Annotated in this window: 21 protein-coding genes and 1 pseudogene; 6 read left to right on the top strand and 16 right to left on the bottom strand. The window is 70.7% G+C overall.

Going from position 1 to position 22,623, the window contains the following annotated elements:
• Positions 1-6: 6 nt before the first annotated feature.
• Entirely contained in the window at positions 7-210 is a 204-nt protein-coding gene (locus tag ACSSS0_RS05135) for a cold-shock protein (RefSeq protein WP_009777120.1), read from the bottom strand.
• Between the two features lie 336 nt (positions 211-546).
• Entirely contained in the window at positions 547-1,110 is a 564-nt protein-coding gene (locus ACSSS0_RS05130; protein WP_487230297.1) for a hypothetical protein, read from the bottom strand.
• A 136-nt stretch (positions 1,111-1,246) separates the two neighbouring features.
• Here ACSSS0_RS05130 and arsC point away from each other — a divergent pair, with 136 nt between their 5' ends.
• Entirely contained in the window at positions 1,247-1,603 is a 357-nt protein-coding gene (gene arsC, locus ACSSS0_RS05125) for an arsenate reductase (glutaredoxin) (RefSeq protein ID WP_487230296.1), read from the top strand.
• Between the two features lie 2 nt (positions 1,604-1,605).
• Here the strand turns inward: arsC and ACSSS0_RS05120 are convergent, their stop codons facing one another.
• Entirely contained in the window at positions 1,606-2,898 is a 1,293-nt protein-coding gene (locus ACSSS0_RS05120; protein ID WP_487230295.1) for a DUF1479 domain-containing protein, read from the bottom strand.
• An 89-nt stretch (positions 2,899-2,987) separates the two neighbouring features.
• Here ACSSS0_RS05120 and ACSSS0_RS05115 point away from each other — a divergent pair, with 89 nt between their 5' ends.
• Positions 2,988-4,142, top strand: coding sequence for an ROK family transcriptional regulator (locus ACSSS0_RS05115; protein ID WP_487230294.1), 1,155 nt, complete (start codon positions 2,988-2,990; stop codon positions 4,140-4,142).
• Entirely contained in the window at positions 4,105-4,488 is a 384-nt protein-coding gene (locus tag ACSSS0_RS05110) for a hypothetical protein (RefSeq protein ID WP_487230293.1), read from the top strand. The genes ACSSS0_RS05115 and ACSSS0_RS05110 overlap by 38 nt, the downstream gene beginning before the upstream one ends.
• On the opposite strand, the gene ACSSS0_RS05105 is transcribed toward ACSSS0_RS05110, so the two are convergent.
• From ACSSS0_RS05105 to ACSSS0_RS05095, 3 genes and pseudogenes are all read right to left on the bottom strand, one after another.
• Positions 4,401-4,874 carry a methylglyoxal synthase gene (locus ACSSS0_RS05105; protein WP_487230292.1) on the bottom strand — a complete coding sequence of 158 codons (474 nt, stop codon included), beginning with the start codon at positions 4,872-4,874 and terminating at the stop codon, positions 4,401-4,403. The two genes, ACSSS0_RS05110 and ACSSS0_RS05105, sit on opposite strands and share 88 nt — an antisense overlap.
• 308 nt (positions 4,875-5,182) lie before the next feature.
• Positions 5,183-7,225 (bottom strand): ATP-binding protein, encoded by a 2,043-nt coding sequence (locus ACSSS0_RS05100; RefSeq protein ID WP_487231188.1) that lies wholly within the window; start codon positions 7,223-7,225, stop codon positions 5,183-5,185.
• Between the two features lie 129 nt (positions 7,226-7,354).
• Positions 7,355-7,522 (bottom strand): annotated as a pseudogene (locus ACSSS0_RS05095) (helix-turn-helix transcriptional regulator); the annotation flags it as partial.
• Between the two features lie 202 nt (positions 7,523-7,724).
• On the opposite strand from ACSSS0_RS05095, the gene ACSSS0_RS05090 reads away from it, so the two are divergent.
• Complete coding sequence (locus ACSSS0_RS05090) at positions 7,725-8,141, top strand: hypothetical protein (protein ID WP_487230291.1); 417 nt, start codon at positions 7,725-7,727, stop codon at positions 8,139-8,141.
• 195 nt (positions 8,142-8,336) lie between these two features.
• Here ACSSS0_RS05090 and ACSSS0_RS05085 read toward each other — a convergent pair whose 3' ends face one another.
• The 10 genes from ACSSS0_RS05085 to ACSSS0_RS05040 all read right to left on the bottom strand — a co-directional run bounded on the left by ACSSS0_RS05085 (position 8,337) and on the right by ACSSS0_RS05040 (position 20,091).
• Positions 8,337-9,056: a DsbA family oxidoreductase gene (locus tag ACSSS0_RS05085; protein ID WP_487230290.1), complete on the bottom strand. Its 720-nt coding sequence runs from the start codon at positions 9,054-9,056 to the stop codon at positions 8,337-8,339.
• Positions 9,057-9,097: 41 nt separating this feature from the next.
• Entirely contained in the window at positions 9,098-10,264 is a 1,167-nt protein-coding gene (locus tag ACSSS0_RS05080) for an ABC transporter ATP-binding protein (protein ID WP_487230289.1), read from the bottom strand.
• A gap of 67 nt (positions 10,265-10,331) precedes the next feature.
• Complete coding sequence (locus tag ACSSS0_RS05075) at positions 10,332-11,468, bottom strand: ABC transporter ATP-binding protein (RefSeq protein WP_435985011.1); 1,137 nt, start codon at positions 11,466-11,468, stop codon at positions 10,332-10,334.
• Complete coding sequence (locus ACSSS0_RS05070) at positions 11,465-12,478, bottom strand: ABC transporter permease (protein ID WP_435985012.1); 1,014 nt, start codon at positions 12,476-12,478, stop codon at positions 11,465-11,467. The genes ACSSS0_RS05075 and ACSSS0_RS05070 overlap by 4 nt, the downstream gene beginning before the upstream one ends.
• Positions 12,479-12,594: 116 nt before the next feature.
• On the bottom strand, positions 12,595-14,376 hold the full coding sequence (locus ACSSS0_RS05065; protein ID WP_487230288.1) for an ABC transporter substrate-binding protein: 1,782 nt from the start codon (positions 14,374-14,376) through the stop codon (positions 12,595-12,597).
• A gap of 45 nt (positions 14,377-14,421) precedes the next feature.
• On the bottom strand, positions 14,422-15,414 hold the full coding sequence (locus tag ACSSS0_RS05060; RefSeq protein WP_435985014.1) for an ABC transporter permease: 993 nt from the start codon (positions 15,412-15,414) through the stop codon (positions 14,422-14,424).
• A 418-nt stretch (positions 15,415-15,832) separates the two neighbouring features.
• Positions 15,833-16,789 carry an IS481 family transposase gene (locus ACSSS0_RS05055; protein ID WP_487228131.1) on the bottom strand — a complete coding sequence of 319 codons (957 nt, stop codon included), beginning with the start codon at positions 16,787-16,789 and terminating at the stop codon, positions 15,833-15,835.
• A gap of 104 nt (positions 16,790-16,893) precedes the next feature.
• Entirely contained in the window at positions 16,894-17,907 is a 1,014-nt protein-coding gene (locus tag ACSSS0_RS05050) for a hemolysin family protein (protein ID WP_487230287.1), read from the bottom strand.
• Positions 17,904-19,544: a hemolysin family protein gene (locus ACSSS0_RS05045; RefSeq protein WP_487230286.1), complete on the bottom strand. Its 1,641-nt coding sequence runs from the start codon at positions 19,542-19,544 to the stop codon at positions 17,904-17,906. Before ACSSS0_RS05045 ends, ACSSS0_RS05050 begins: the two co-directional genes overlap by 4 nt.
• 238 nt (positions 19,545-19,782) lie before the next feature.
• On the bottom strand, positions 19,783-20,091 hold the full coding sequence (locus tag ACSSS0_RS05040; protein ID WP_435985017.1) for a 4a-hydroxytetrahydrobiopterin dehydratase: 309 nt from the start codon (positions 20,089-20,091) through the stop codon (positions 19,783-19,785).
• 82 nt (positions 20,092-20,173) lie between these two features.
• On the opposite strand from ACSSS0_RS05040, the gene ACSSS0_RS05035 reads away from it, so the two are divergent.
• The gene (locus ACSSS0_RS05035) at positions 20,174-20,653 is read left to right on the top strand and encodes a (deoxy)nucleoside triphosphate pyrophosphohydrolase (protein ID WP_487230285.1); all 480 of its coding nucleotides are present in this window, start codon (positions 20,174-20,176) and stop codon (positions 20,651-20,653) included.
• Positions 20,654-20,720: 67 nt separating this feature from the next.
• Positions 20,721-22,619, top strand: a complete 1,899-nt coding sequence (gene typA, locus ACSSS0_RS05030) for a translational GTPase TypA (RefSeq protein ID WP_487230284.1) — start codon at positions 20,721-20,723, stop codon at positions 22,617-22,619.
• Positions 22,620-22,623 lie beyond the last annotated feature (4 nt).

The following is a 22,623-nucleotide window of genomic DNA, read 5'->3' as shown; positions in this document are numbered from 1 at the left end:
GTGGGCTCAGATGCCCTTGACCTTCTCCGCCTGGGGGCCCTTCGGGCCCTGCGTGACGTCGAACTCGACCTTCTGGCCCTCCTGGAGCTCGCGGTAGCCGCCGCTCTCGATGGCCGAGTAGTGAACGAAGACATCGGCGCCGCCGCCGTCCTGCTCAATGAAGCCGAAGCCCTTTTCGCTGTTGAACCACTTCACGGTGCCTGTTGCCACTGGTGTTGCCTCTTCTTGTCAGCGAGGCCTCCCGTGCGGAGACCTCAGGCTGCCGATGCTCACGACGGGCGCGACACGCGAACCTTCGCGTGTCAGCTTCGTCGTGCCGAGCCCGTGGAGCACGAGCCGGGACGGCAACTGGGAACGAACGTAGCAGTCGCCGGTGCTCATGGCCTCCTCTCGGTGCATGCGAGCACGACGTGTCCGTCCCTCGGGACGCGCCGGACGTCGCCGCAGAGGTGCCGTGACGGGTCCGTGGGACCCCTCGAAGCCTTCACCCCCGGGCCGGTTGCCGGAGCCGTGCGGTGCCCGCTCCGCTGTCTCGGGTGTGAGCCGTCAGTCGCCCGGGACGCCGGTGTGCCGGGCGAGCGTGGAGCCATAGGTGCCGCCGCCGGGACTGCGAGCGAAGAGCGAGGGGTCGACCTGGGCGGCCTCCGGGGAGTTGGCGAAACCAGCGAGCGACGGCGCGAGCGCTGGTGAGGCGGCCACCACGGCGGCGACCGACGCCAGGAGGGAGTGCGCGTAGAGGAGCGCGCCGTCCTGGGTGCCGCCGGTCCCGACCCCGTGTCCTTCGGTGACGCCCTGGCCCGGTCGTCGCAGGATCCGGACCAGGTGTCCGTGGTCGAGGAGCTCTGCCGCAAAGGCGGCCTGGGCCAGGTCGGCGGGCTCTGCCGACGGCGGTCGGAGTGCGGGCGGCAGGTCATGGACGAGACGCAGGAAGAGGGCCTGGCGCTGGTCTGGTGAGAGCGTGGCGAAGGCCTCGCGATGAGCGGCGCGGAGCACGTCCGAGGGAGCCACCCGCAGCAGGTAGGTGTATCGGGCCACGTCCATCGCCTGCCCGCCGGACGCCTCCTCGTGCTTCCGTGGCCTCAGCCTGCCGAGCCTGTCCCGCATCCCCATGACCGCTCCTCGAGCACCACGCCTCCTGGACGCGGACCTCCGTGATCCCCCGATCGTCCTCCGGTCTCGGTCCCCGGGACAAGGGTCCGCGTGCACCCACACTCACGGGTCGGCCCGCTTCGCTAGGGTCGCCGCCATGAGCGACGTGACGATCCTCCACAACCACCGCTGCTCGACGTCGCGGGCGGCCATGGACCGCCTCGACGAGGCGGGTGTCGAGGCCGAGGTCGTCGACTACCTGCGGCACCCGCTCGACGCCGCCGCCCTGCGGGACCTGCTCGACCGGCTCGAGGACGCACCGACCGACCTCGTCCGGCGCGACGCGCACTTCGCCGAGCTCGGGCTGACCGACGCCGACGTCGAGACCCGCGAGCAGGTCGTCGCCGTCCTCGTCGATCACCCGCGCCTCCTCCAGCGTCCGGTCCTCGTCAAGGGCGACCGCGCCATCATCGGCCGACCCAAGGAGCGGGTCGCCGCGTTCCTCGCAGGCTGACGTCAGTCGAGGCCGAGCCCGCGGCGTCCCGTGGCGTTGAGCCGCTCGGGGGCGAAGCGGTCGGGCCAGCTGCGCTCGTAGTCCTCCTCCGGGAAGTCGCTCGGGCTGGAACCGCTGAGGAACGCCTCACGCACGCTGGCGGCATACCGCTCGTTGCGCTCGCACCAGGGGGCGGCGGGGATGTACATGACGTTGCCCCAGCCCTTCTGGTCGGTGACGGGCGCGACGCTGTGGATCATGTCGCAGTGCCACCAGACGGAGTCGCCGGCGCGTACGTCGGGGATGCCGCTGAGGGCCTCGAGCAGGAGCGGGTGCCACCGCTGGCTGGCGGGGAAGACCTGGTTGGTCGTGACCCCGCACATGTCGTCGTCCGGGACGTCGTCGAGCAGGGGGCGGAGCATGAGGTAGGCCATCGCCTCGGGGATGGGCACCGTGTGCAGGACGCCCTGGTCGTGGTCCATGTCGGACAGCGCGGTCCAACCCTGGAAGGTGCGGAAGGCCGAGCACATCGTCGTGCCCGGGTACTGCGGGCCGGAGGTGCGGTGGGCCGCGTCCCACGGGTCGTACTGCTCGACGGTGCCGTCGAAGAGGTGGCGGAAGGCCTGCTGGTAGCCCTGCGTCATCCACAGGTCGAGCGTGCCCGGGTCGCAGTGCGCGCCGAGGCCGTTCGAGTCAGCGCCCGGCGGGCGGCGGCGGATGCGGTCGGGGTAGAGGGAGTCGCGGTCGGGGTCGAACCACGTGACGCCGTCGGACTCGTGCGTCCACTGGGCGTTGAGCAGCGACTGGACCGTCGCCATCCGCTCGCTCTGTCGGGCCTCCATCTGCGCCGGGGACCAGTAGACGGGGTAGATCTCGGGCTTGGAGCCGACGCTGCCGAAGAAGTCGTCACCGGGCCCTCGGTAGCTCTCGAAGAACCCGTTGCCCTCGACGTAGTCGACGATGCCGGCATCCCAGGCGAGCGCCTGCTCGCGCGGGAAGTGACCGCGGACGACGAGGCAGCCGCGACGGCGCAGCGCCTCGAGCTGCTCGGGGGTGACCGTGCCGCGCTCGATGTCGGCGTAGTCGATGACCGGCCAGACCTCCTCGCCGCGCTCGCGGGCGGCACGGATCTCGGCGACGCGCTCGGCGACGCGGGCCTCGACGACGGCGAAGACCTCGGCGACGGTGCGGCCGGACGCCTCGATGCGCGCCCGGATCGCACCCTTCACCTCGCGGATCGCCGCGGGGAGGTCGGCGGGTGGGGTCTCCCAGTGCGGGAGGGCCGTGTCGGCGGGGGTGGTGTGCGTGGTGGTCATGGACGCTTCCTTTGGTCAGGACTCCTTACGAATGTCGACGGTAGCGCGTCGCGACGCCTTTGGGCAAGAGTCCTAACTAGAATTGCGGCATGTCATCCGCGAAACCGAGCCTCGACCTGCTGCGCTCGCTCACCGAGGAGCACGTGCTGCGAGCCCTCATGGAGCACCAGCGCCTCACCCGGGCCGAGGTCGCGGCGCTCACCGGCATCTCGAAGCCGACGATCTCCGAGGGGATGCGGCGCCTCGTCGACGCCGGCGTCGTCGTCGACACGGGTGAGCGCAGCTCGGGCCGCGGGCGGGCCGGCTCCTACTACACGCTGGCGCCCGACTGCGGCTCCGCTCTCGTCGTCGGCATCACGCCGCACGGCGTCGTGGCCGAGGCCGTCGACGCGTTCGGTGCGGTGGTCGCCGCCACCGAGGTGGCGCTGGCCCGGGACGCGGGTGTCGGCGCCGTGGGCGTCGCGGTCACTCAGGCCGCCACGGCGGTCGGGACGAGGGTGGCCGGCAGGCTGCGGGTGGCCGTCGTCAGCGCGGCCGACCCCGTCGACCGCGCGACCGGCCGGCTCGTGCACCTGCCCGACGCCCCCTTCCTCGTGGGCGACCTCGACGCGCCCTCGTTGCTCGCCGCCGTCGTCGACGGCCCCGTCCTCGTCGACAACGACGTCAACTGGGCCGCGCGCGCCGAGCACGGGGCGGGCGAGGTCGGAGCCGTCGGGGGCTCCCGCGACTTCGTCTACCTCTACCTCGACGAGGGGCTCGGCCTCGCTGTCGTCTCCGACGGCGAGGTGCGGCGCGGCCACTCCGGCCTCGCCGGCGAGATCGCCCACCTCACGACGCAGGGCCCGGACGGCCGGGCGACGCGGCTGACCGAGGTCTTCGCCCAGCTCGGCCTGCGCCGGCCCGGCTCGACCGCCATCGACGTCGAGCACCTGCGCACGACGATCGCCGACCGCTCCCGCGGCGAACTGACGCTCGCAGCACTGGGGGTCGCCGTCTCGGGCGTCCTCGAGGCGGCGGTCGCACTCGCCGACCCCGAGGTGGTCGTCGTCGGCGGCGCCTGGGGGAGCGACGAGGCGTTCGTCCGCGAGCTGCGCCGCCGGGCCGCCGACCTGCCGCGGCAGGTGCCCGTCGCCGTCGCGGCCGTCACCGACCGGCCGCAGCTCGCCGGCGCCCACGCAGCCGCCCTGGAGCAGCTGCGCGAGGTCGTTGTCGCGACGGTGCGAGAGGGGCCGGCGCGGGACTGAGCGCCACCGCGCCGACCGCGCCGACCGCGCCGACCGCGCCGACCGCGCCGACCGCGCCGACCGCGCCGACCGCGCCGACCGCGCCGACCGCGCCGACCGCGCCGACCGCGCCGACCGCGCCGACCGCGCCGACCGCGCCGACCGCGCCGACCGCGCCGACCGCGCCGACCGCGCCGACCGCGCCGACCGCGCCGACCGCGCCGACCGCGCCGACCGCGCCGACCGCGCCGACCGCGCCGACCGCGCCGGTCACGCGGGTCACGCGACGAGGGACGGTCCCTCGGGTCCTGCGGACATGTCGCTCGTCAGCGTCCGGTCGCCGAAGTCGGGACGCGCCGGCGCGTAGTCGCCCGAGAGCAGGGGCGAGGAGATCATGAGGTCGGCGCTCGCGACGTTGCAGGCGACGGCGGTGTTCCAGACCGCGGCCACGCGCAGCAGTGCCTTGACGTCGGGGTCGTGCGGCTGGGGCTCGAGCGGGTCCCAGAAGAAGACGAGCAGGTCGATGAGGCCCTCGGCGATCCGGGCGCCGATCTGCTGGTCGCCGCCGACGGGACCACTGAGCAGGCGGGTCACGGGCAGGCCCAGCTCGTACTGCAGCAGCGTGCCCGTCGTGCCCGTGGCGAAGAGCCGGTGCTCCGCGAGCGTCTCGCTGTTGAAGGCGGCCCACCGGAGCAGGTCGGGTTTCTTGTTGTCGTGGGCGACGAGGGCGATCCCTCGTTCGGTCGTCGTCATGGGGTCTGGCCTCCGTGGTCGGGGCTGGTCCCACCACGGTGACCGAGCGACGTGACGCCGCTGTTGCCGGCGCGTGAGCGCCGTGTTGCGTCACGGGTGGAGCCCGGCGGAAAAAAAGTATCGGATCGCTGTAACGCCCCCGCCCGCCGCACCGATGGAGGGGTCAGAAGAGGCGCCACTCGGACCCCCGAGCGAGTGGCGCCTCTCCTCATGTGCACCGCCGCTCCTCATGTGCACCGCCGCGCCCGACCTGGGATCCTCCGAGGGGTGCGCCCCGCCACAGGTCTCCCAGTGAAGGTCCGACGTGCTCAGCGGTGCTGACGTTCGGTCCGAAGGCCGCGACCACCGCCGACCGCCACGGCGACCGCCTCCGACGGTGTCAGTGAGCGGCCGTGCGTCAGCTCAGCGACGAAGGCGTCCTCCCCCAGCCGAACGCGGGCGCCGCGCTCGGCCGCAGCGCGGAGTGCGGGGTCAGGCAGGTAGTAGCCGTACACCGCCGAGCCCACCCGGTCACGCATCGCCGAGGAGGCGCCGAGCAGCAACGTGGCGCGCGAGTGGTCGCCCATCGAGCACTCCACGACGGCGAGGCTCTCGAGGAAGAAGGCGAGGTTGGCGAGGTCACCGGTCTCGTCGGAGAGCTCGATGCCCTCGAGGAGGAGCCCACGAGCGTCCTGCGGTCGTCCGAGCGACAAGGCGGCCTGGACCAGTCCGTAGAGCGCGACGTAGGTCGTGAGTCGGTCACCCCGGCGGCGAGCGAGCGCCAAGCCCTGCTCGCAGCGCGAGATGGCGACGTCGGGGGCACCTTGCAGCAGGTTCACGGTGCCGAGCCAGACGTGGGTCAGCCCGAGGATCCAGTCGGCTTCCGGGTCGTCGGAGCTCACTGCTTCGAGGACGCGCGCGAAGTGCCGGCCTGCGCTCGTGAGGTCGCCGGCCGCGAGCGCCGCGAGACCCTCTCCGGCCTCTCCGAATGCGCGCCCCAGCGCGTCGTCGGTCTCCACCGCGATGCGACGGGCGACCTGCCACCTGAGAGCGCTCGTCTCTATGTCGCCCTGCGCGAACGCCATCGAGGCCGCCGTCAACGTCGTGCGGACGCGGATGGGCGGCGTCATGTCGAGAGCCAAAGCGCTCTCGGCCAGACGACGACCCTGCCTGAGGTGACCGCGTAGCCACCAGAAGAGCCACAACGCCCAAACCATCTCTCCGGAGCGCTGGCCGTCGCCCGTGGCGATCCAGTGGTCGACGGCGGAGACCAGGTTGGCGGCGTCTCGCTCCGACCGGTCGAGCCAGACGACCTGGTCGGACCGTTCGTAGTGACGGGCGGCCTCGATCGCCTGGGTGCGGAAGAAGTCGGCATGCCTCGACCGGGCTTCCCGTTCCTCGTCACCGCCGAGCAGCGCCGCCGCGTGCTGGTGGACCGGCTCGAGCATGGAGTGTCGCACTGACCCGTCCGGCAGAGTGGTCACTCGCACGAGCGAGTGCTCGACGAGACGCTCGAGGTGCCCGAGGACGTCGCCGAGGTCCCCGACCGCGGCCTCCACCGCGTCGAGCGACGCCCCGCCTGTGAAGACGGCGAGCCGACGGTAGAGCGCCTGCTCGGCTTCGGTGAGCAGCCGGTAGCTCCAGTCGAGCGTCCCGCCCATCGTTCGCTGGCGCACCGGCAGGTCGGCGGACCCCTGGCGGGCCATGGCGTCGTCGAGCCGGTCGAGCAGCAGGCGGGGGGAGAGGAGCCGGGCGCGCGCGGCGGCGAGCTCGAGAGCAAGAGGTATGCCGGCGAGCCGGGTGCAGAGGGCGGTGACTACAGCCGCGTCGTCCGGAGTCGTGGCGAAGCCCGGCGAGACCGCACGCGCCCGCGTTAGGAAGAGCATTCCGGCGGGCGCGGCCTCGACCTCGGCCATTCCTCCGACGCCGCTGGGGAGCGCGAGTGGCTGCACGGCATACTCGACCTCGCCGCGCACGCGAAGCGCGGCCCTGCTCGTTGCGAGGACGACGAGCTCGTCGCACTCCTCGAGCAGGTGGGTCACGGTGGCGCTGACCCCGGGCAGCTGCTCGAGGTTGTCGAGCACGAGAAGGACGCGTCGGCCGCGAAGTGCTTCGACGACGGCCTCGTCGGGGCCCTCGACCGCGTGGAGGCCGAGCGCCCTGCCGATCGTCGGCAGCACGAGGGCGTCGTCCTCCACCTCGGCGAGGAGCACCAAGGTGATGCCGTCCGGGTGGTGGGCGCGCGCCTTGCGAGCCACCGTCAGCGCGAGGTGGGTCTTCCCGACGCCCCCGGTGCCAGTCAGCGTGACAAGCCGTACGCCGGGTGCCCGCAGCAGCGAGAGCACCGCGTCGAGGTCGTCGTCACGTCCCACCAGCGGGGTGAGCTCCGAAGGTAGGGACCCACCACCACGAGCGACCCGGGACACGACCCGATCGCCGGCCCCGAGCGTGTCATCCCCCGCCCGGGTGCGGGGTCGCACCGCCGCGAGAAGGGCCGCGCGGTCCTCGGCGCCCAGCGACAAGGCGGAGCTGAGCGAGCGGACGGTGTGCGGGTAGGGGCGCGACCGCAGGCCCCGCTCAAGCGCGCTGATGCCGTGTGAGGTAAGCCCGGCACGCGCGGCGAGCTCCTCCTGCGTATAGCCCGCTGCCTCCCGCAACCGGCGCAACACCTCGCCGAACGGCTCCTGCGGTCGCGAGGAACCGGCCGGATCGGTTGAGTCAAGGGCCGCCACGCGGGGAGTCTAGGTCTCGTACACCACTCGTACAGTCGGAACCGTGCGATCGCCGTGCGTGGTGTGTGGAGCCGAGCCGCAGGACGCTTCACCGGTCGGCGCGATCACCCCGATGCGCCCGAGAACCGAAGGAACCGCCATGCTGCGCAGGACCGCTGCCACGCTCGCTCTCACCACGGCCCTCGTGTCCGTCGGTGCTGGCGTCGCGTCGGCTCACGAGTGTTTCATCGCCAATCGCTCGGCCCAGGGCAACGCCGGGGCCAGTCACTCCTCGAACTGGTACACGCTCCAGCTCGAGGAGCTCTACCGCACTGGTCACTTCTTCCTCGGCGGCGACCCGCTGACCGACGAGCAGGTGCAGACCGCACTCAGCATGACGAGGGAGCAGGGCGTGCCCCTCAGCTTCACCGTCTTCGAGAAGTTCACTATCCCGAGGTCCATCGGAGACCTCGAGGAGATCACGTCGAAGTCGTCCGACGGCAAGGGTGTCGACCACTTCTTCGTCTCATACGGGGACGCGATTGCCGGCATCTTCTTCGCGGCTCAGGCGTCCTGACTCCGAGGCCACGGCACCCGACGGGAAGGTGCCGTGGCCTCTGTGTGAACTCATCATTGCTCCGGTGGCATGAAGCCGACGCCGGCCACGGCCAGCCGGAGCAGCTCGCTCGCTACCACACCTTGGTGCGGGCCTCGCGCCGAACCCGGGGGCCGCGGAGCGAGGCGTTGTCGTCGTATGCCGTGTGGCGCGTTCTCAGCAGCCGTCGGGTCCGCAGGCGACGGCGTCGGTCGCGTCGGTGGCGACCCCGGTCGCGACGGGCTGCAGCATGACGAGGGGGTGCGACTCCCGCCACGCCTGCTCGAGCGCCTGGGTGAAGAGCTCGGTGGGCTGAGCGCCGGAGACGCCGTACCTCTCGTCGAGCACGAAGAACGGAACGCCCCTGATCCCGAGGGAGTTCGCAGCGGTGATGTCGGCGACGACCGCGTCCCGCCACGTGTGGGTCGCGAGGTCGCGCGCGATCTCGTCGGCGTCGAGCCCGGCCTCGGTGCCGATGCGCACGAGGACCTCCCGGTCGCCGATGTCCTCACCGTGCTCGAAGTGCGCCGACAGGAGCGCCTCCTTGACCTCGTCGCCGACGCCGCGATCCTTGGCGAGGTGGAGCAGCTCGTGCCCGGCGAAGCTGTTGGCCACGACGACGGACCCGAAGTCGTAGTGCAGGCCCTCGTCGGCGGCGATCGCCGTCACCTGGTCGAACATCTGGCTCACCTGGTCGCGCGACATCCCCTTGCGGTCGACGAGGTAGTCGAGCTCCGTGCCGTCGTGGTGGTCGGGCAGCGTCGGGTCGAGCTGGTAGCTGCGCCACTGCACCTCGACCTCGTCGCGGTGCGGGAACGCGGCGAGCGCCCTCTCGAAGCGACGCTTGCCGATGTAGCACCAGGGGCAGGCGATGTCAGACCAGATCTCGACCTTCATGCACCGCTCAACCACCGCGGTGAGGGATTGCTTCCCGCGGGTCAGGCGCGCGGAACCTCGCCGCCGTCGCCGGCCTCGCGGTCCTGGGTGTCGCGCTCGGGCGTGACGGGAGTGCCGGTCGCATCGGCCCGGGGGGCGTCGTCGGGGACGACGTCGCCGAGCGGGGCCCCGGCCCGGGGCGCCGGGGCCTCGGTGTTCTCGGGGAAGTGGCAGGCGACCTGGTGCAGGGGGGCGAGCTCGACGAGCGGCGGCTCCTGGGTCCTGCAGATCTCCTGCGCCTTCCAGCAGCGCGTGTGGAAGCGGCACGCCGGCGGCGGGTTGACCGGGCTCGGCACGTCGCCCTCGAGGCGGATGCGCTCGCGCTTGGTGCGTCGCTGCGTGTCGGGGATCGGCACCGCCGAGAGCAGCGCGGTCGTGTACGGGTGCATGGGCCGCGTGTAGAGCTCATCGCGCTCCGCGATCTCGACGAGCTTGCCGAGGTACATCACCGCGACGCGGTCGGACATGTGCCGGACGACCGAGAGGTCGTGCGCGATGACGACGTAGGTCAGGCCCAGCTCGTCCTGGAGGTCCTCGAGCAGGTTGATGACCTGCGCCTGGATCGACACGTCGAGGGCCGACACGGGCTCGTCGGCGACGATGAGCTTGGGCTTGAGGGCCAGGGAGCGCGCGATGCCGATGCGCTGGCGCTGGCCACCCGAGAACTCGTGCGGGTAGCGGTTGTAGTGCTCGGGGTTGAGACCGACGAGCTCGAGGAGGTCCTGGACCTCGCGCTTGATGCCGTGCTCGGTCTTGATGCCCTGCAGGTGGTACGGCGCGCCGACGATGGTGCCGACCGTGTGTCGCGGGTTCAGCGACCCGTAGGGGTCCTGGAAGATCATCTGCACGTCGCGGCGCAGCGGCCGCAGCTTGCCGGCGGACCAGTGGGTGATGTCCTCGCCCTCGAGCAGGATCGTGCCGCCCGTCGGCTCGAGCAGGCGCGTCAGCATCCGTCCGGTCGTCGTCTTGCCGCAGCCGGACTCGCCCACGAGGGAGAGGGTCTCGCCGCGCGACACGTCGAACGTCAGGCCGTCGACCGCCTGGACGGCGCCGACCTGGCGCTGCAGCAGGCCACGCGTGATCGGGAAGTGCTTCGTCAGGCCGGAGACCTGCAGGAGCGACTCGCCCGCCTGCTTGGACGCGGTCGGCTTGACGTGGGTGGTGGTCACGATGGGGCTCCTGTGCTGAGGTCGCGAGGTGCGCGACCGGACGCGGCGTGGACGGACGGTGCGGGCATCACAACGTCGGCCTGATGTCGTTCTCCCAGATGGCGGTCCGCTCCTCGCGCGTGAGGTGGCACGCGGAGTAGTGCCCCGGGTACGTCTCAGCGAACGGTGGACGCTCGGTCTGGCTCAGCCCGTTCGTGCGGTCGGCGTAGGCGCAGCGCGGGTGGAACGGGCAGCCCGACGGCACGTTGATGAGACTGGGCGGGGCGCCCTTGATCGGGCGCAGGCGCTCGGTGCGCACCCGGTCGAGGCGGGGCATCGAGCTGAGCAGGCCCCACGTGTAGGGGTGCTGGGGCCGGGTGAAGACCTCGTCGGCGGTGGCGTACTCGACCGAGCGACCGGCATACATCACCATGATGTCGTCGGAGAGCTCGGCGACGACGCCGAGGTCGTGGGTGATGAGGATGACGGCCGAGTTGAACTCCGACTGGAGGTCGCGGATGAGGTCGAGGATCTGGGCCTGGACCGTGACGTCGAGCGCGGTCGTCGGCTCGTCGGCGATGAGCAGGTCGGGGTCGCACGACAGGGCCATCGCGATCATGGCGCGCTGGCGCATCCCGCCCGAGAACTGGTGCGGGTAGTCGTCGACGCGGCTCGACGGCTGGGGGATGCCCACGCGTCCGAGCATGTCGATCGCGTGCTTCTTCGCCACGGCCGTGCTGACCTTGTTGTGGATCCGGTAGGCCTCGATGATCTGGTGGCCCACCGTGTAGAAGGGGTGCATCGCCGAGAGGGGGTCCTGGAAGATCATCGCCATCCGCTTGCCGCGCAGCTCGCGGACCCGCTCGGCCTTGGCGCCGATGAGCTCGGTGTCGTCGAGCTTGATCGAGCCCGTCATGCGGACCGTGCCGGGCTTGTGCAGACCCATGATCGACATGCTCGTCACGCTCTTGCCCGAGCCGGACTCGCCGACGATGCCCAGCGTCTTGCCGCGGGCCACGTCGAACGAGAGCCCGTCGACGGACTTCACGACGCCGTCGTCGGTGGGGAAGTGGACGCGGAGGTCACGCACCGACAGGAACGCGTCGGCGGGAGGTGCACCCAGGCCCCCGATGCCGTCGAGGGTGTTGGGGGACGGGGTGCCCTTGTCGCTGCGGCGCGTCCGGTCGTCCGCGCGGGTCGTGGTCTCGTTGGTGGACTGGCTCATGAGGTGCGCACCCTGGGGTCGAGGACGGCGTAGAGGAGGTCGACGATGAGGCTCGCGAAGATGACGAACACGGCGCCGAAGAGGGTCACGCCGAGCACCTTCGGGAGGTCGTTGTTCGTGATCGCCTGCACGGCGTAGTAGCCGATGCCCTGGAGCGAGAACGTCGTCTCGGTCAGGACCGCGCCACCGAGGAGCAGGCCGAGGTCGAGTCCGAAGATCGTGAGGATCGGCGTCAGCGCCGAGCGCAGCCCGTGCCTGACGACGACGTCGTGCTCCTTGAGCCCCTTGGCGCGGGCCGTGCGGATGTAGTCCTCGTTCATCGTCTCGAGCATGCCGGCGCGGGTCAGGCGGGCGTACGAGGCCGCGTAGAGGAACGCGAGCGTGATCCAGGGCAGCAGCATGCGATGGACGAGGTCGAGCGGACTGGTGGCGTCCATCGGACTGGCGCCACCGGCATACGTCCATTTCAGGCCGTAGCTGAAGATCGTCAGCGAGAGCAGCCCGGTGAAGAAGATGGGGAGGGACACGCCGGCGAGGGCGATGCCCATGAAGCCGCGGTCGAGCGCGCTGCCGCGCTTGAGCGCGGAGATGACGCCGGTGCCGACGCCGCCGACGAGCCACAGGAACGCGGCGCCCGCCGCGAGGATCGCGGTGACGGGCAGCCGGTCGAGGATGTCGGGCAGCACCGGGTTCTGCGTGATGTAGGAGTAGCCGAGGCACGGCGCCGGGCAGTGGTCGATGCCGGCACCGGTGTCGTAGTCGGATCCTGTGAGGACGCCCTTGACGAACCGGCCGTACTGCACCCAGATCGGGTCGGTGAAGCCGAGCTTGATCGCCTGCGCGTGGATCTGGGCCTCGCCGGCGCTCTTGCCGACGTAGCGCGAGGCGAGGTCGTCCGCCGTGGCGCCACCGATGCGGGGCACGAGGAAGAAGATCACGAAGACGACCGCGCTCACGATGAAGAGCAGCAGGACGGCGGCGAAGAGCCGGCGGATCAGGTACGTCAGCACGATGTGGTGGCCGGACGCGGCGACGAGCAGCCTGTGGCTACCCGTCGCCGCGTCACGCCTTCACCTACTTTCGATGAAATGGTTCGAACCGGAGGGCCCGCGGAAGGGCCTGAGGGTCACGGGTTGGTGACGCCCGCCGCTGCGTAGTCGTAGTACGAGTAGCCGTCGTTGACGAAGACGTTCGACACGGTGTCGGGGCGGAAGAGCAGGGACTTGCCCCACACACCCGGGATCACCGAGGCGTTGTCCATGATGGTCTTGTCGATCTGACCCCACAGCGCCTCGCGCTTCGTGGTGTCGTTCTCCGACAGTGCCTGGTCGATCAGCTTGTCCACCTCGGGGATCTTGATGCCGAGGTTGGTGTTGCCGGCGGGCCGGATGACGCGGCTGTCGACGATCTGGCTCAGGAAGCCGAAGCCGTCGGGCCAGTCAGCGCCCCAGCTCATCACCATGAGGCCGAGCTTGTTGGACTTGGCGAAGTCCGGCTTGCCCGCGTAGAGCTTGAAGTAGTCACCGGCCGGGTAGGGCTTGAGCGTCAGCTTGATGCCCACCTTGGCGAGCGCCTGCTGCATCGACTCGGCGGCCGCCTTCTCCTTCGGGCGCTCCGGGCGGTACGAGATGTTCGTCTCGAAGCCGTTCGGCTGACCGCACTTGGCGAGCGCGGCCTTGGCCGAGTCGACGTCACCGGTCGGCTTGGACTTGGCGTTGAACAGGTCCATCTCCTGGAAGCCAGGGATGATCGGGGGCAGCAGGCCGGTGGCGATGTCGGCACCGACGTTGCCGCCGTAGGCGCGCTGGTAGCCCGTCTTGTCGTAGGCGAAGATGACGGCCTTGCGGCAGTCGATGTTGTCGAACGGCGCGACGTCGGTGTTGATCTGCGTGTAGCTCGTACGTGCCGTGACGACGTTGTCCGTCTTGGCCTTGAGCGCCGGGTCGGCGAGGATCTTGCCCTGCGCGGCGGCCTGGACGCCGGTGCCGGCGAGGTCGATGTCGAGGTCACCGGCCATGAGGCGGTTGTCGAGGTCGGCGGCGTTGACGCCGATCTCGACGGTGATCTTGTCCGGGAGCGCCTTGCGGCCGGTGTCCGGGTCGGTCGCAGGGTCGTACTGGTCGTTGCGGACGAGCTCGATGCGCTTGCCCGTCTGGTAGACCGAGAACTTATACGGCCCGCTCGCGACGTAGGCCTCCTTGTACTTCGTGCCGGTGTCCTTCGCCTGCGGCACCGGGGCCGTGGCGGGGAGCTGGGCGAAGTAGTCGAAGCCGGCGAAGGGCGTCTTCAGCTTGAAGACGATCGTCTTGTCGTCGGGCGTCTCGATCGACTTGAGGTTGTCGAGGTTCTTGTCCTTGTAGACCGAGTAGTCGGCCGGGACGTCGGCGAGGAAGTCGTTGAAGTACGTCGGGCCGTTGGGGAAGGTCCCCTTGTCGAGCTGGCGCGCGACGCCGTACTTGATGTCCTTGCTCGTGATCGGGGTGCCGTCCTGGTACTTCAGGCCGTCACGAAGGGTGTAGGTCCACGTCTTGTTGTCGGCGCTCGGCTTGCCGAGACCCGTCGCGAGGTCTCCGACGAGCTGGTTGCCCTCCTGTCCCGGAGCCGCCTTGAAGGCGACCAGGGTGCGCGCGTAGTTGCGCAGGAAGTCCCACGAGAGGCCGTAGTAGGTGTCGCCCGTGTCGACGGAGTCCCAGTCGCTCGAGATGCCGAAGCGCAGCGTGCCGCCCTTCTTGTCCGTGGGACGGACGATGGCCTTGAGCGCCGCGTCCGCTGCCGGAGCCGCGCCTGCGTTGCCCCCGCCGCCGCCACCGGTGGTCGAGGTGCCCGGGGTCTGGCTGCCGGCACAGGCAGACAGCCCCAGAGCGAGGGCGGCCGCGGTTGCGACCACCATCACGCGTGTGTTCTTCATGAGTGGATGCGCTCCTTCGTGTTGCGGGATGCGGGCTGCGGTGGGTTACCGAGACCGCGGATCGAGGGCGTCACGCAGGCCGTCCCCGAAGAGGTTGAAGGCCAGCACCGTCACGAAGATGGCGAGGCCGGGCCAGAGCATGAACCAGGGGTCGATCTGGTACCACTGGGCGGCATCGGAGAGCATGCCGCCCCAGGTGGCGCGCGGGGGCTGCACCCCGACGCCGAGGAACGAGAGGCCGGCCTCGAAGAGGATGTTGCTCGGGATGAGCAGCGTCGCGTAGACGAGGATCGGCGCCATGAGGTTGGGCAGCAGCTCCTTGAAGAGGATGTAGGGCGTGCGTGCCCCGAGGCTGCGTGCCGCATCGACGAACTCGCGCTCGCGCAGCGACAGCGTCTGGCCGCGCACGATGCGGCCGATGTAGGGCCAGTTGAAGAAGCCGATGATGAAGACGATGACCGAGATGCGCAGCGCGTCGCCCTTGAGCCCGAACGCCTCGTCGGGCACGACGCCGGCGAGCGCCAGGGCGAAGACGAGGAGCGGGAAGGCGAGGAAGACGTCCATCGTGCGGCTGATCAGGGTGTCGATGGCCCCGCCGAAGAAGCCGGCGACGACGCCGAGGATGGTGCCGATGACCACGGAGAGCAGCGTCGCGAGGAAGGCGATGAGCAGCGAGATCTGCGAGCCGTAGATGACGCGGCTGAAGATGTCGCGGCCGTTGACCGGCTCGAGGCCGTAGAGGAAGTCCCACGACATGCCGCCGTAGGGGCCGATCGGGATCTGGGTGTTGGGGTCGATGAGCTCCTGGTGGAACTCGTTCGGCGGGTGCCCGAGCAGGCCGACGACGAGCGGGGCGGCGATCGCGACGACGATGAGGAAGAGGACGAAGATGCCACCCGCGAGCGCGACCTTGTCGCGCTTGAGGCGGGTCCAGGCGATCTGGCCGAGCGACCTGCCCTCGATGCGCTTCTCGCCCTGCAGGACGGACTCGGGCTCAGCCGAGGTCGCGCCGGGCTCGAGCTCAAGGGGAGTGCTCATGGATGCCGTCACCTCCGGGTCGTGATCGGTGCCGGAGACCGGGTCGGCCCTCCAACATGCTGGGTAGCAGCCGCAACCTACCGCCCCCGCGACCGCGCGCTTCATCATTCAGCGGTGCGACACGGTCAGCAACCGACTTGGCCGAATCGTGACGCGGAGGAGATCTTCCGGCGACCTGGCCCGCACGACGGGAAGATCGCCCGCCGCCGCGGCGCTGCCTCGGGAGCCGGTCCGGAGGGACGACGGCCTGCCATGAGCGGGACCGCGACAGCCCGACGACAGCGACGGAGCCCCCTCCGAGCGGGCTCGGAGGGGGCTCGTACGAGACTCCCAGCGGGTGTCCGGCGGAGCGGGTCGCGGACGCGGCCGTACGCGTGCGGCGCGCGCGGGGCGGACGCGCGCTAGGTGTACCCGGCCATCAGGTTGGTTGCAGTCGGCTGACTGGAGGGTGACCTCGTAGGGCGCTGTGGCGGCGTTCAGTGTTGTAGTGCTCGAGCCATGGCGCAAGAGCGGCGACGCGTTCGGCGTTGCTGGCGTAGGCCGTGCGGTAGGCCCACTCGGTGGCCAGGGTGCGGTTGAGTCTTTCGACCTTGCCGTTCTGCCACGGGCAATGCGGCTTGATGAACTTCTGGGTGATGCCGTGCTCGGCACACACGGCTCGTAGCGAGTACCGGTAGGCCCACGCGTTGTCGGTCATCAGCCGCTCGATCCGGGGGATGCCGTGATCAGCGAAGGCAGCGATCGCGCGTTGCAGGAACTGCGCGCAGGTCACGCCCTTCTCGTCGGGCAGGACCTCGCTGTATGCCAGGCGGGAATAGTCATCGACGAGCGAGTGGACGTAGTCGTAGCCCGGGCCGTTGACCCGGTCACGGGCGATGCCGCGACCGTGCACGCGCCAGCCACCGCCGTCAGGGATGCGGCCGATCTTCTTGACGTCCATGTGCACCAACTCACCGGGCCGTTCGCGTTCGTAGCGCACGGCGGTCTGCTTCGAAGACCGGATCACCTCACCCGTGATCGGGTCACAGTCGCGCAGGTAGGGCACCCGGTGTCGGCGCAGGATCCTTGACACCGTCCGGGCCGGCACCCCGACCTTCGGGGCGATCACGTCCGGGCCGTCCCGATGCGTGGCGCGGGCAGCCAAGACCTTCTGCTCGAGCTCCTCGCTGGTCCTGGTGGGCATGTGGTGAGGCCGTGACGAGCGCGTGATCAGACCGGCTTCGCCTTCAGCGGCGTACCGATCGATCCACGTCTTCACACACTTGCGCGAGATGCCCATCGCGGCCGCGATGTGGGCCTGGGGCCAGCCGGCCTGGTGGCGTTGGACGATCAGGCGCCGACCATGGACGGTCAGCCGGGCACTACCGTGGGACACGAGAACCTCCGGGTTGGAGTGGGCCTTAGACAAGCCACATCCCATTCGGAGGTTCTCGTTCGTTCAAGCAGGCTCGCTGCTACCAACGTCATGGCCGGGTACAGCTAGGCGTCGGTCTCGTCGTCGAACTGTCCGAGGACGCGCTCGAGGAGGTCCTCCATCGTCACGAGACCGATGGTCGCGGGCGGAGCGTCGACGAGGACGAGCTGGACGTGCTGCGCCCGCATCGCCGACACCGCGTCGAGCAGCGACAGGTCGGCGTCGACGTGGACCGCCGGCGCCGTGACGGTCGTGACGGGCGCCCCGGGAGCGGCGCGCACGATGTCGCGCACGTGGGCGATGCCGACCGGCGTGTCGCCCTCCCGGACGACGAGCCGCGAGCGACCGGTGTCGCGGGAGACGGCCTCGGCCTGCGCGCAGGTCGCGGTCGTGGCGACCCCGACGGCCCGCTCGATCGGCACGAGGACCTCGCTGACCGGTGTCGTGTCGAGGTCGATGGCGCCGGCGAGGACGCGGTGCTCGGGCTCCGCGAGCATGCCGTGGTCCTTCGAGCTCGCGATGAGCAGCTGCAGCTCCTTGGGGCCGTGGACCTGGCCGAGCTCGTCCTGCGGCGTCACGCCGACGAGGCGCAGGCAGCCGTTGGCCATGGCGTTGAGCAGGCTGAGCGCCGGACGCATGACCCACGCGAAACCGCGGAACGGCAGCGCCAGCAGCACTGCCGACCGCTCGGGGTGGGCGATGGCCCACGACTTCGGCGCCATCTCGCCGACCACCATGTGCAGGAAGACGACGATGCCGACGGCCAGCACGACCGAGACGACGTATGCCGCCGCCTCGGGGACGCGGACGAAGGTGAACACCGGGGTGAGCAGCTCCGCCACGGCCGGCTTGGCCAGTGAGCCCAGTCCCAGGGTGCACAGCGTGATGCCGAGCTGGGCGCCCGCGAGCATGAGCGACAGCTCGCGGCTGCCGCGCACGGCGGCCCGCGCCGCGACGCTGCCGCGCTCGGCGAGGTCCTCGAGCCGGTGGCGCTTGCTCGCCACGAGGGCGAACTCCGCGGCGACGAAGAACGCGTTGAGGACGAGGAGCAGGAGGGAGACGAGCAGGGCGGTCGTCATCGGCCCGCCTCCGTCCGCGTGTCGGCCGTCCGGTCGGCCGCATCGCCACCGGACGCGCCTGCCCCGTCGACGTCGGAGCCCGAGTCGAGTGCCTCGAGGTCGGACATGAGGTCGAGCACCTCGACCCGCACCGACGACGGGACGTGACGCTCGACGGCCTCGACGGTCAGGCGGACCGAGACCGGCAGGTGCCGGTGCTCGGGCTCGCGGTCGTCGCGGTCGTCGCGGTCGTCGTGGTCGTCACGGCCGGACGGTGGGCCGGCCGCCGGGTCCTCGGAGCCGCCGGCGTCATCCGGGGCCGGGGATCCGGCGTGCGCGCTGTCGAACGTGTCGTCCGTGTCGTCGGCGCCGGGCGCCTCGTCCACGTGGTCGCTCAGGTGACGGTCCGGCACGACCTCGCGGCGTGCCTCGACGTGGACCACGTCACCGACGACGGCCGTGCGGCCCAGGTCCTCGAGGATGAGCCCGCTGATGGTGGAGTACTCGTCGCTGCTCGCGAGGCGCAGCTCGGTCGCCGTGTCGAGCTCGTCGAGGCGCAGGTGGCCCGGGACGAGCCACGTGTCGGTACCGGTCTCGACGACGCCGGGCTCCGGGGTGTCGTCCTCGTCGAGGATCTCGCCGACGACCTCCTCGGCGATGTCCTCGAAGGTGACGATGCCGGCGAAGCCGCCGTGCTCGTCGACGACGACGGCCAGCTGCCGGTGGTCGGCCCGGATCTGCTCGAGGACGCGGGGCAGGGGAGCGCTCGTCGGCACGACCGTCGGGTCCGAGACCACCGAGGCGACGGTCGTCGTGGTGCGCCGTTCGGGCTCCACGGCCAGGACCTCGGCGATGCCCGCGACACCGACGATGTCGTCGCCGTCGCGGCCGGTCACCGGGAAGCGGGACCAGCCGGTGTCGAGCAGGTCGACGAGAGCCGAGACCGGGGCGTCGGCGTGGATGGTCGTGACGCGCACGCGTGGTGTCATGACGTCACCGGCGTCGAGCTCGCGGAAGCGCAGGCCGCCCTCGAGCACCTCCGACAGGTCGTCGTCGAGCAGTCCGCCCGCGTGCGACTCGTCGATGATCCGGGTGAGGTCCTCGGCCGTCGCACCCTGCTCGAGCTCCTCGACCGGCTCGATGCCGACCCTGCGCAGCAGGGTCGTGGACGAACGGTCGAAGAGCCGTACGACGGGCCCGGCGACCTTGAGGTAGAAGAGCGTCGAGCGGCTGAGGGACCGGGCGAGGGGCACGGTCCGCGCGATGGCGAGGTTCTTGGGCGCGAGCTCGCCGAAGACCATCTGCACGACGGTGGAGAAGACGAGGACGGCGGTGACCGAGAGGCTCAGCCGGGCGGCATACGACATCGAGGGGTCGAGCAGCTCGGCGATGCCGGCGCCGACGAGGGGCTCGGAGACGTAGCCGACGAGCAGGGCCGTCACCGTGATGCCGAACTGGGCGGCCGAGAGGGTGAACGACAGCTGCGACGTGACGCGAAGGGCGCGCTCGGCCGGGGCGTCGCCCTCGGCCGCGAGCTGCTTGAGGGCGTTGCGGTCGACGGCGACGTAGGCGAACTCCTGGGCCACGAAGTAGCCGGTCGCCGCGGTCAGGGCGAGGATCAGCAGGATGCCCAGGCCGATGCCGAGGGCGGTGCTCATGCGATCACCACCCGGGTGAGCGAGTGGTGCGTCTGGGGCGGCCGGATCGGGTCCGGCCAGGGACTATGGCCCTCCCGGGACTCGGCACGCGAGTCGGAGCGTGAGTGGGATCGCATGAGGCAATCCTAAGTTATGGACGCGGGCGGTCCACGGGTCGACGCCCAGCGGACGTCCAGACCACGTCCAGACGACGCCCTGCCGACGCCCAACCGACGTCCACCAGGCGTGACGACGGCGTTCAGGCGGTCGCGGTCGCGCCCCGACGCGCGGCCTCCTGGCTGATCTGGTGCGCGAGCTCGACGTCGAGCTGGGTCAGGCCGCCCTCGGAGTGGGTCGAGAGCGCGAAGGCGACCGTGCGCCACCGGATGTCGATGTCGGGGTGGTGGTCCATCGTCTCCGCGGCTGCCGCGACCTCCTGCACGAGCGCGATGCCGCCCAGGAAGTCCGGCGCCTCGAAGGAGGCCCGGATGGTGTCGTCGTCACGCGTCCAGTCGGGCAGGTCGCCCAGCTGGCGCTCGATCTCCTCGTCGGTGAGCCGTCGTGTCATGCCACCAGTAAACGCCCCACGGTGCTCGCACGCGGTCGCCCGGTCGTCGCGGTCAACCTGCTGTGGCACCATCGGTGGCGCCATGAGCAGCCCAGACCCCGTCCAGCACCCGGTTCGCCTCGTCGTCGGGGCCGCCGTCGTCGACGACCTGGAGCGCCCGACCCGGCTGCTGTCGGCCCGTCGCACCGAGCCCTCGGCGCTCGCCGGGGGCTGGGAGCTGCCCGGTGGCAAGGTCGACGAGGGCGAGTCCCCTCTGTCGGCCCTGCACCGCGAGCTCCTCGAGGAGCTCGGCGTCCGCGTGCGCCTGGGAGCGCACGTGCCCGGTCCGAGGCCGGGCTCCACGTGGCCGCTGGGCGACCGGTACGAGATGCTGGTGTGGCTGGTCGAGGTCGTCGAGGGCACGCCCGAGCCCCTCGAGGACCACGACGAGCTGCGTTGGCTCGAGAGGAACGACCTCCGAGCCGTCGCCTGGCTCCCGGCCGACCTGCCCATCGTCGAGCGGCTCGAGCAGATGCTCCAGGCGCCCCCCGCGCCCGAGCCGGACACCCGAAGCGCCTCCTGAACCACACGAGACCCACCCACGACGCCGTGGTCCGAACCACCCTCGAAACCCTGAGAGACTGTCCCTCATGCCCATGAAGACCCGCGCGGACATCCGCAACGTCGCCATCGTCGCCCACGTCGACCACGGCAAGACCACCCTCGTCGACAAGATGCTCTGGCAGTCCGGCGCGTTCGGCGAGCACCAGCACGTCGACGAGCGCGCGATGGACTCCGGTGACCTCGAGCGCGAGAAGGGCATCACGATCCTCGCGAAGAACACCGCGGTGCACTACACGGGCAAGGCCGCCCAGGACCGCGGCCTCGACGACGGCGTCACGATCAACATCATCGACACCCCCGGCCACGCCGACTTCGGTGGTGAGGTCGAGCGCGGCCTGTCGATGGTCGACGGTGTCGTCCTGCTCGTCGACGCGTCCGAGGGCCCGCTGCCCCAGACCCGCTTCGTGCTGCGCAAGGCCCTCGCCGCGAAGATGCCGGTCATCCTCTGCATCAACAAGGTCGACCGTCCCGACTCGCGCATCGCCGAGGTCGTCGACGAGGCCTACGAGCTCTTCCTCGACCTCGACGCGACGGAGGAGCAGATCGACTTCCCCATCGTCTACGCGTCGGCCAAGGCCGGCCGCGCATCGCTCGAGCGCCCCGACAACGGTGGCCTCCCCGAGGGCGAGGACCTCGAGGCCCTCTTCGAGACCATCCTCCAGACGATTCCCGCGCCGACCTACGACGACGAGGCGCCCCTGCAGGCGCACGTCACCAACCTCGACGCCTCCAACTTCCTCGGCCGCCTCGCCTTGCTCCGTGTCTTCAACGGCACGATCAAGAAGGGCCAGCAGGTCATGTGGTGCCGCCACGACGGCTCGCAGCAGCGCGTCAAGATCACCGAGCTGCTCATGACCGAGGCCCTCGAGCGCAAGCCCGCCGAGAGCGCCGGCCCCGGCGACATCATCGCCGTCGCCGGCATCCCCGAGATCACGATCGGCGAGACGCTCGCCGATGCCGAGAACCCGATCCCGCTGCCGCTCATCACGGTCGACGAGCCGGCCATCTCGATGACCATCGGCACGAACACGAGCCCCATGGTCGGCCAGGTCCGCGGCTCGAAGGTCACGGCCCGCATGGTCAAGGACCGCCTCGACAAGGAGCTCATCGGCAACGTCTCGCTGCGCATCCTCAACACCGAGCGGCCCGACGCCTGGGAGGTCCAGGGCCGTGGTGAGCTCGCCCTCGCCATCCTCGTCGAGCAGATGCGCCGCGAGGGCTACGAGCTGACCGTCGGCAAGCCGCAGGTCGTCACGCGCGAGGTCGACGGCAAGGTCCACGAGCCCGTCGAGCGCCTCACGATCGACACTCCCGAGGAGTTCCTCGGCGCCATCACGCAGATCATGGCCGCTCGCAAGGGCCGCATGGAGCAGATGACCAACCACGGGACCGGCTGGATCCGCATGGAGTTCCTCGTGCCCAGCCGTGGCCTCATCGGCTTCCGCACCGAGTTCCTCACCGAGACGCGCGGCACGGGCATCGCCCACCACGTCTTCGAGGACTACGAGCCGTGGTTCGGCACCATCACGACCCGCACGAGCGGATCGCTCGTCTCCGACCGCAAGGGCGTCGTCACCTCCTACGCGATGGTCAACCTCCAGGAGCGCGGCACGCTCTTCGTCGACCCGACCACCGAGGTCTACGAGGGCATGATCGTCGGCGAGAACTCCCGCGCCGACGACATGGACGTCAACATCACCAAGGAGAAGAAGCTCACCAACGTGCGCGCCTCCTCCTCGGACAACTTCGAGAAGATCGTCCCGCCGCGCAAGCTCAGCCTCGAGCAGAGCCTCGAGTTCTGCCGCGAGGACGAGTGCGTCGAGGTCACGCCCGAGTCGGTCCGCATCCGCAAGGTCGTCCTTGACGCCGGCGAGCGCGCCCGAACCGCGTCCCGTGCGCGTTCGGCGGCGAAGGCCGAGGGCTGACCGA

The organism is Terrabacter sp. R4-6, from assembly GCF_057529065.1.
The sequence above is the reverse complement of the archived record's forward strand: the minus strand, read 5'-3'. Positions and strand labels throughout refer to the sequence as shown.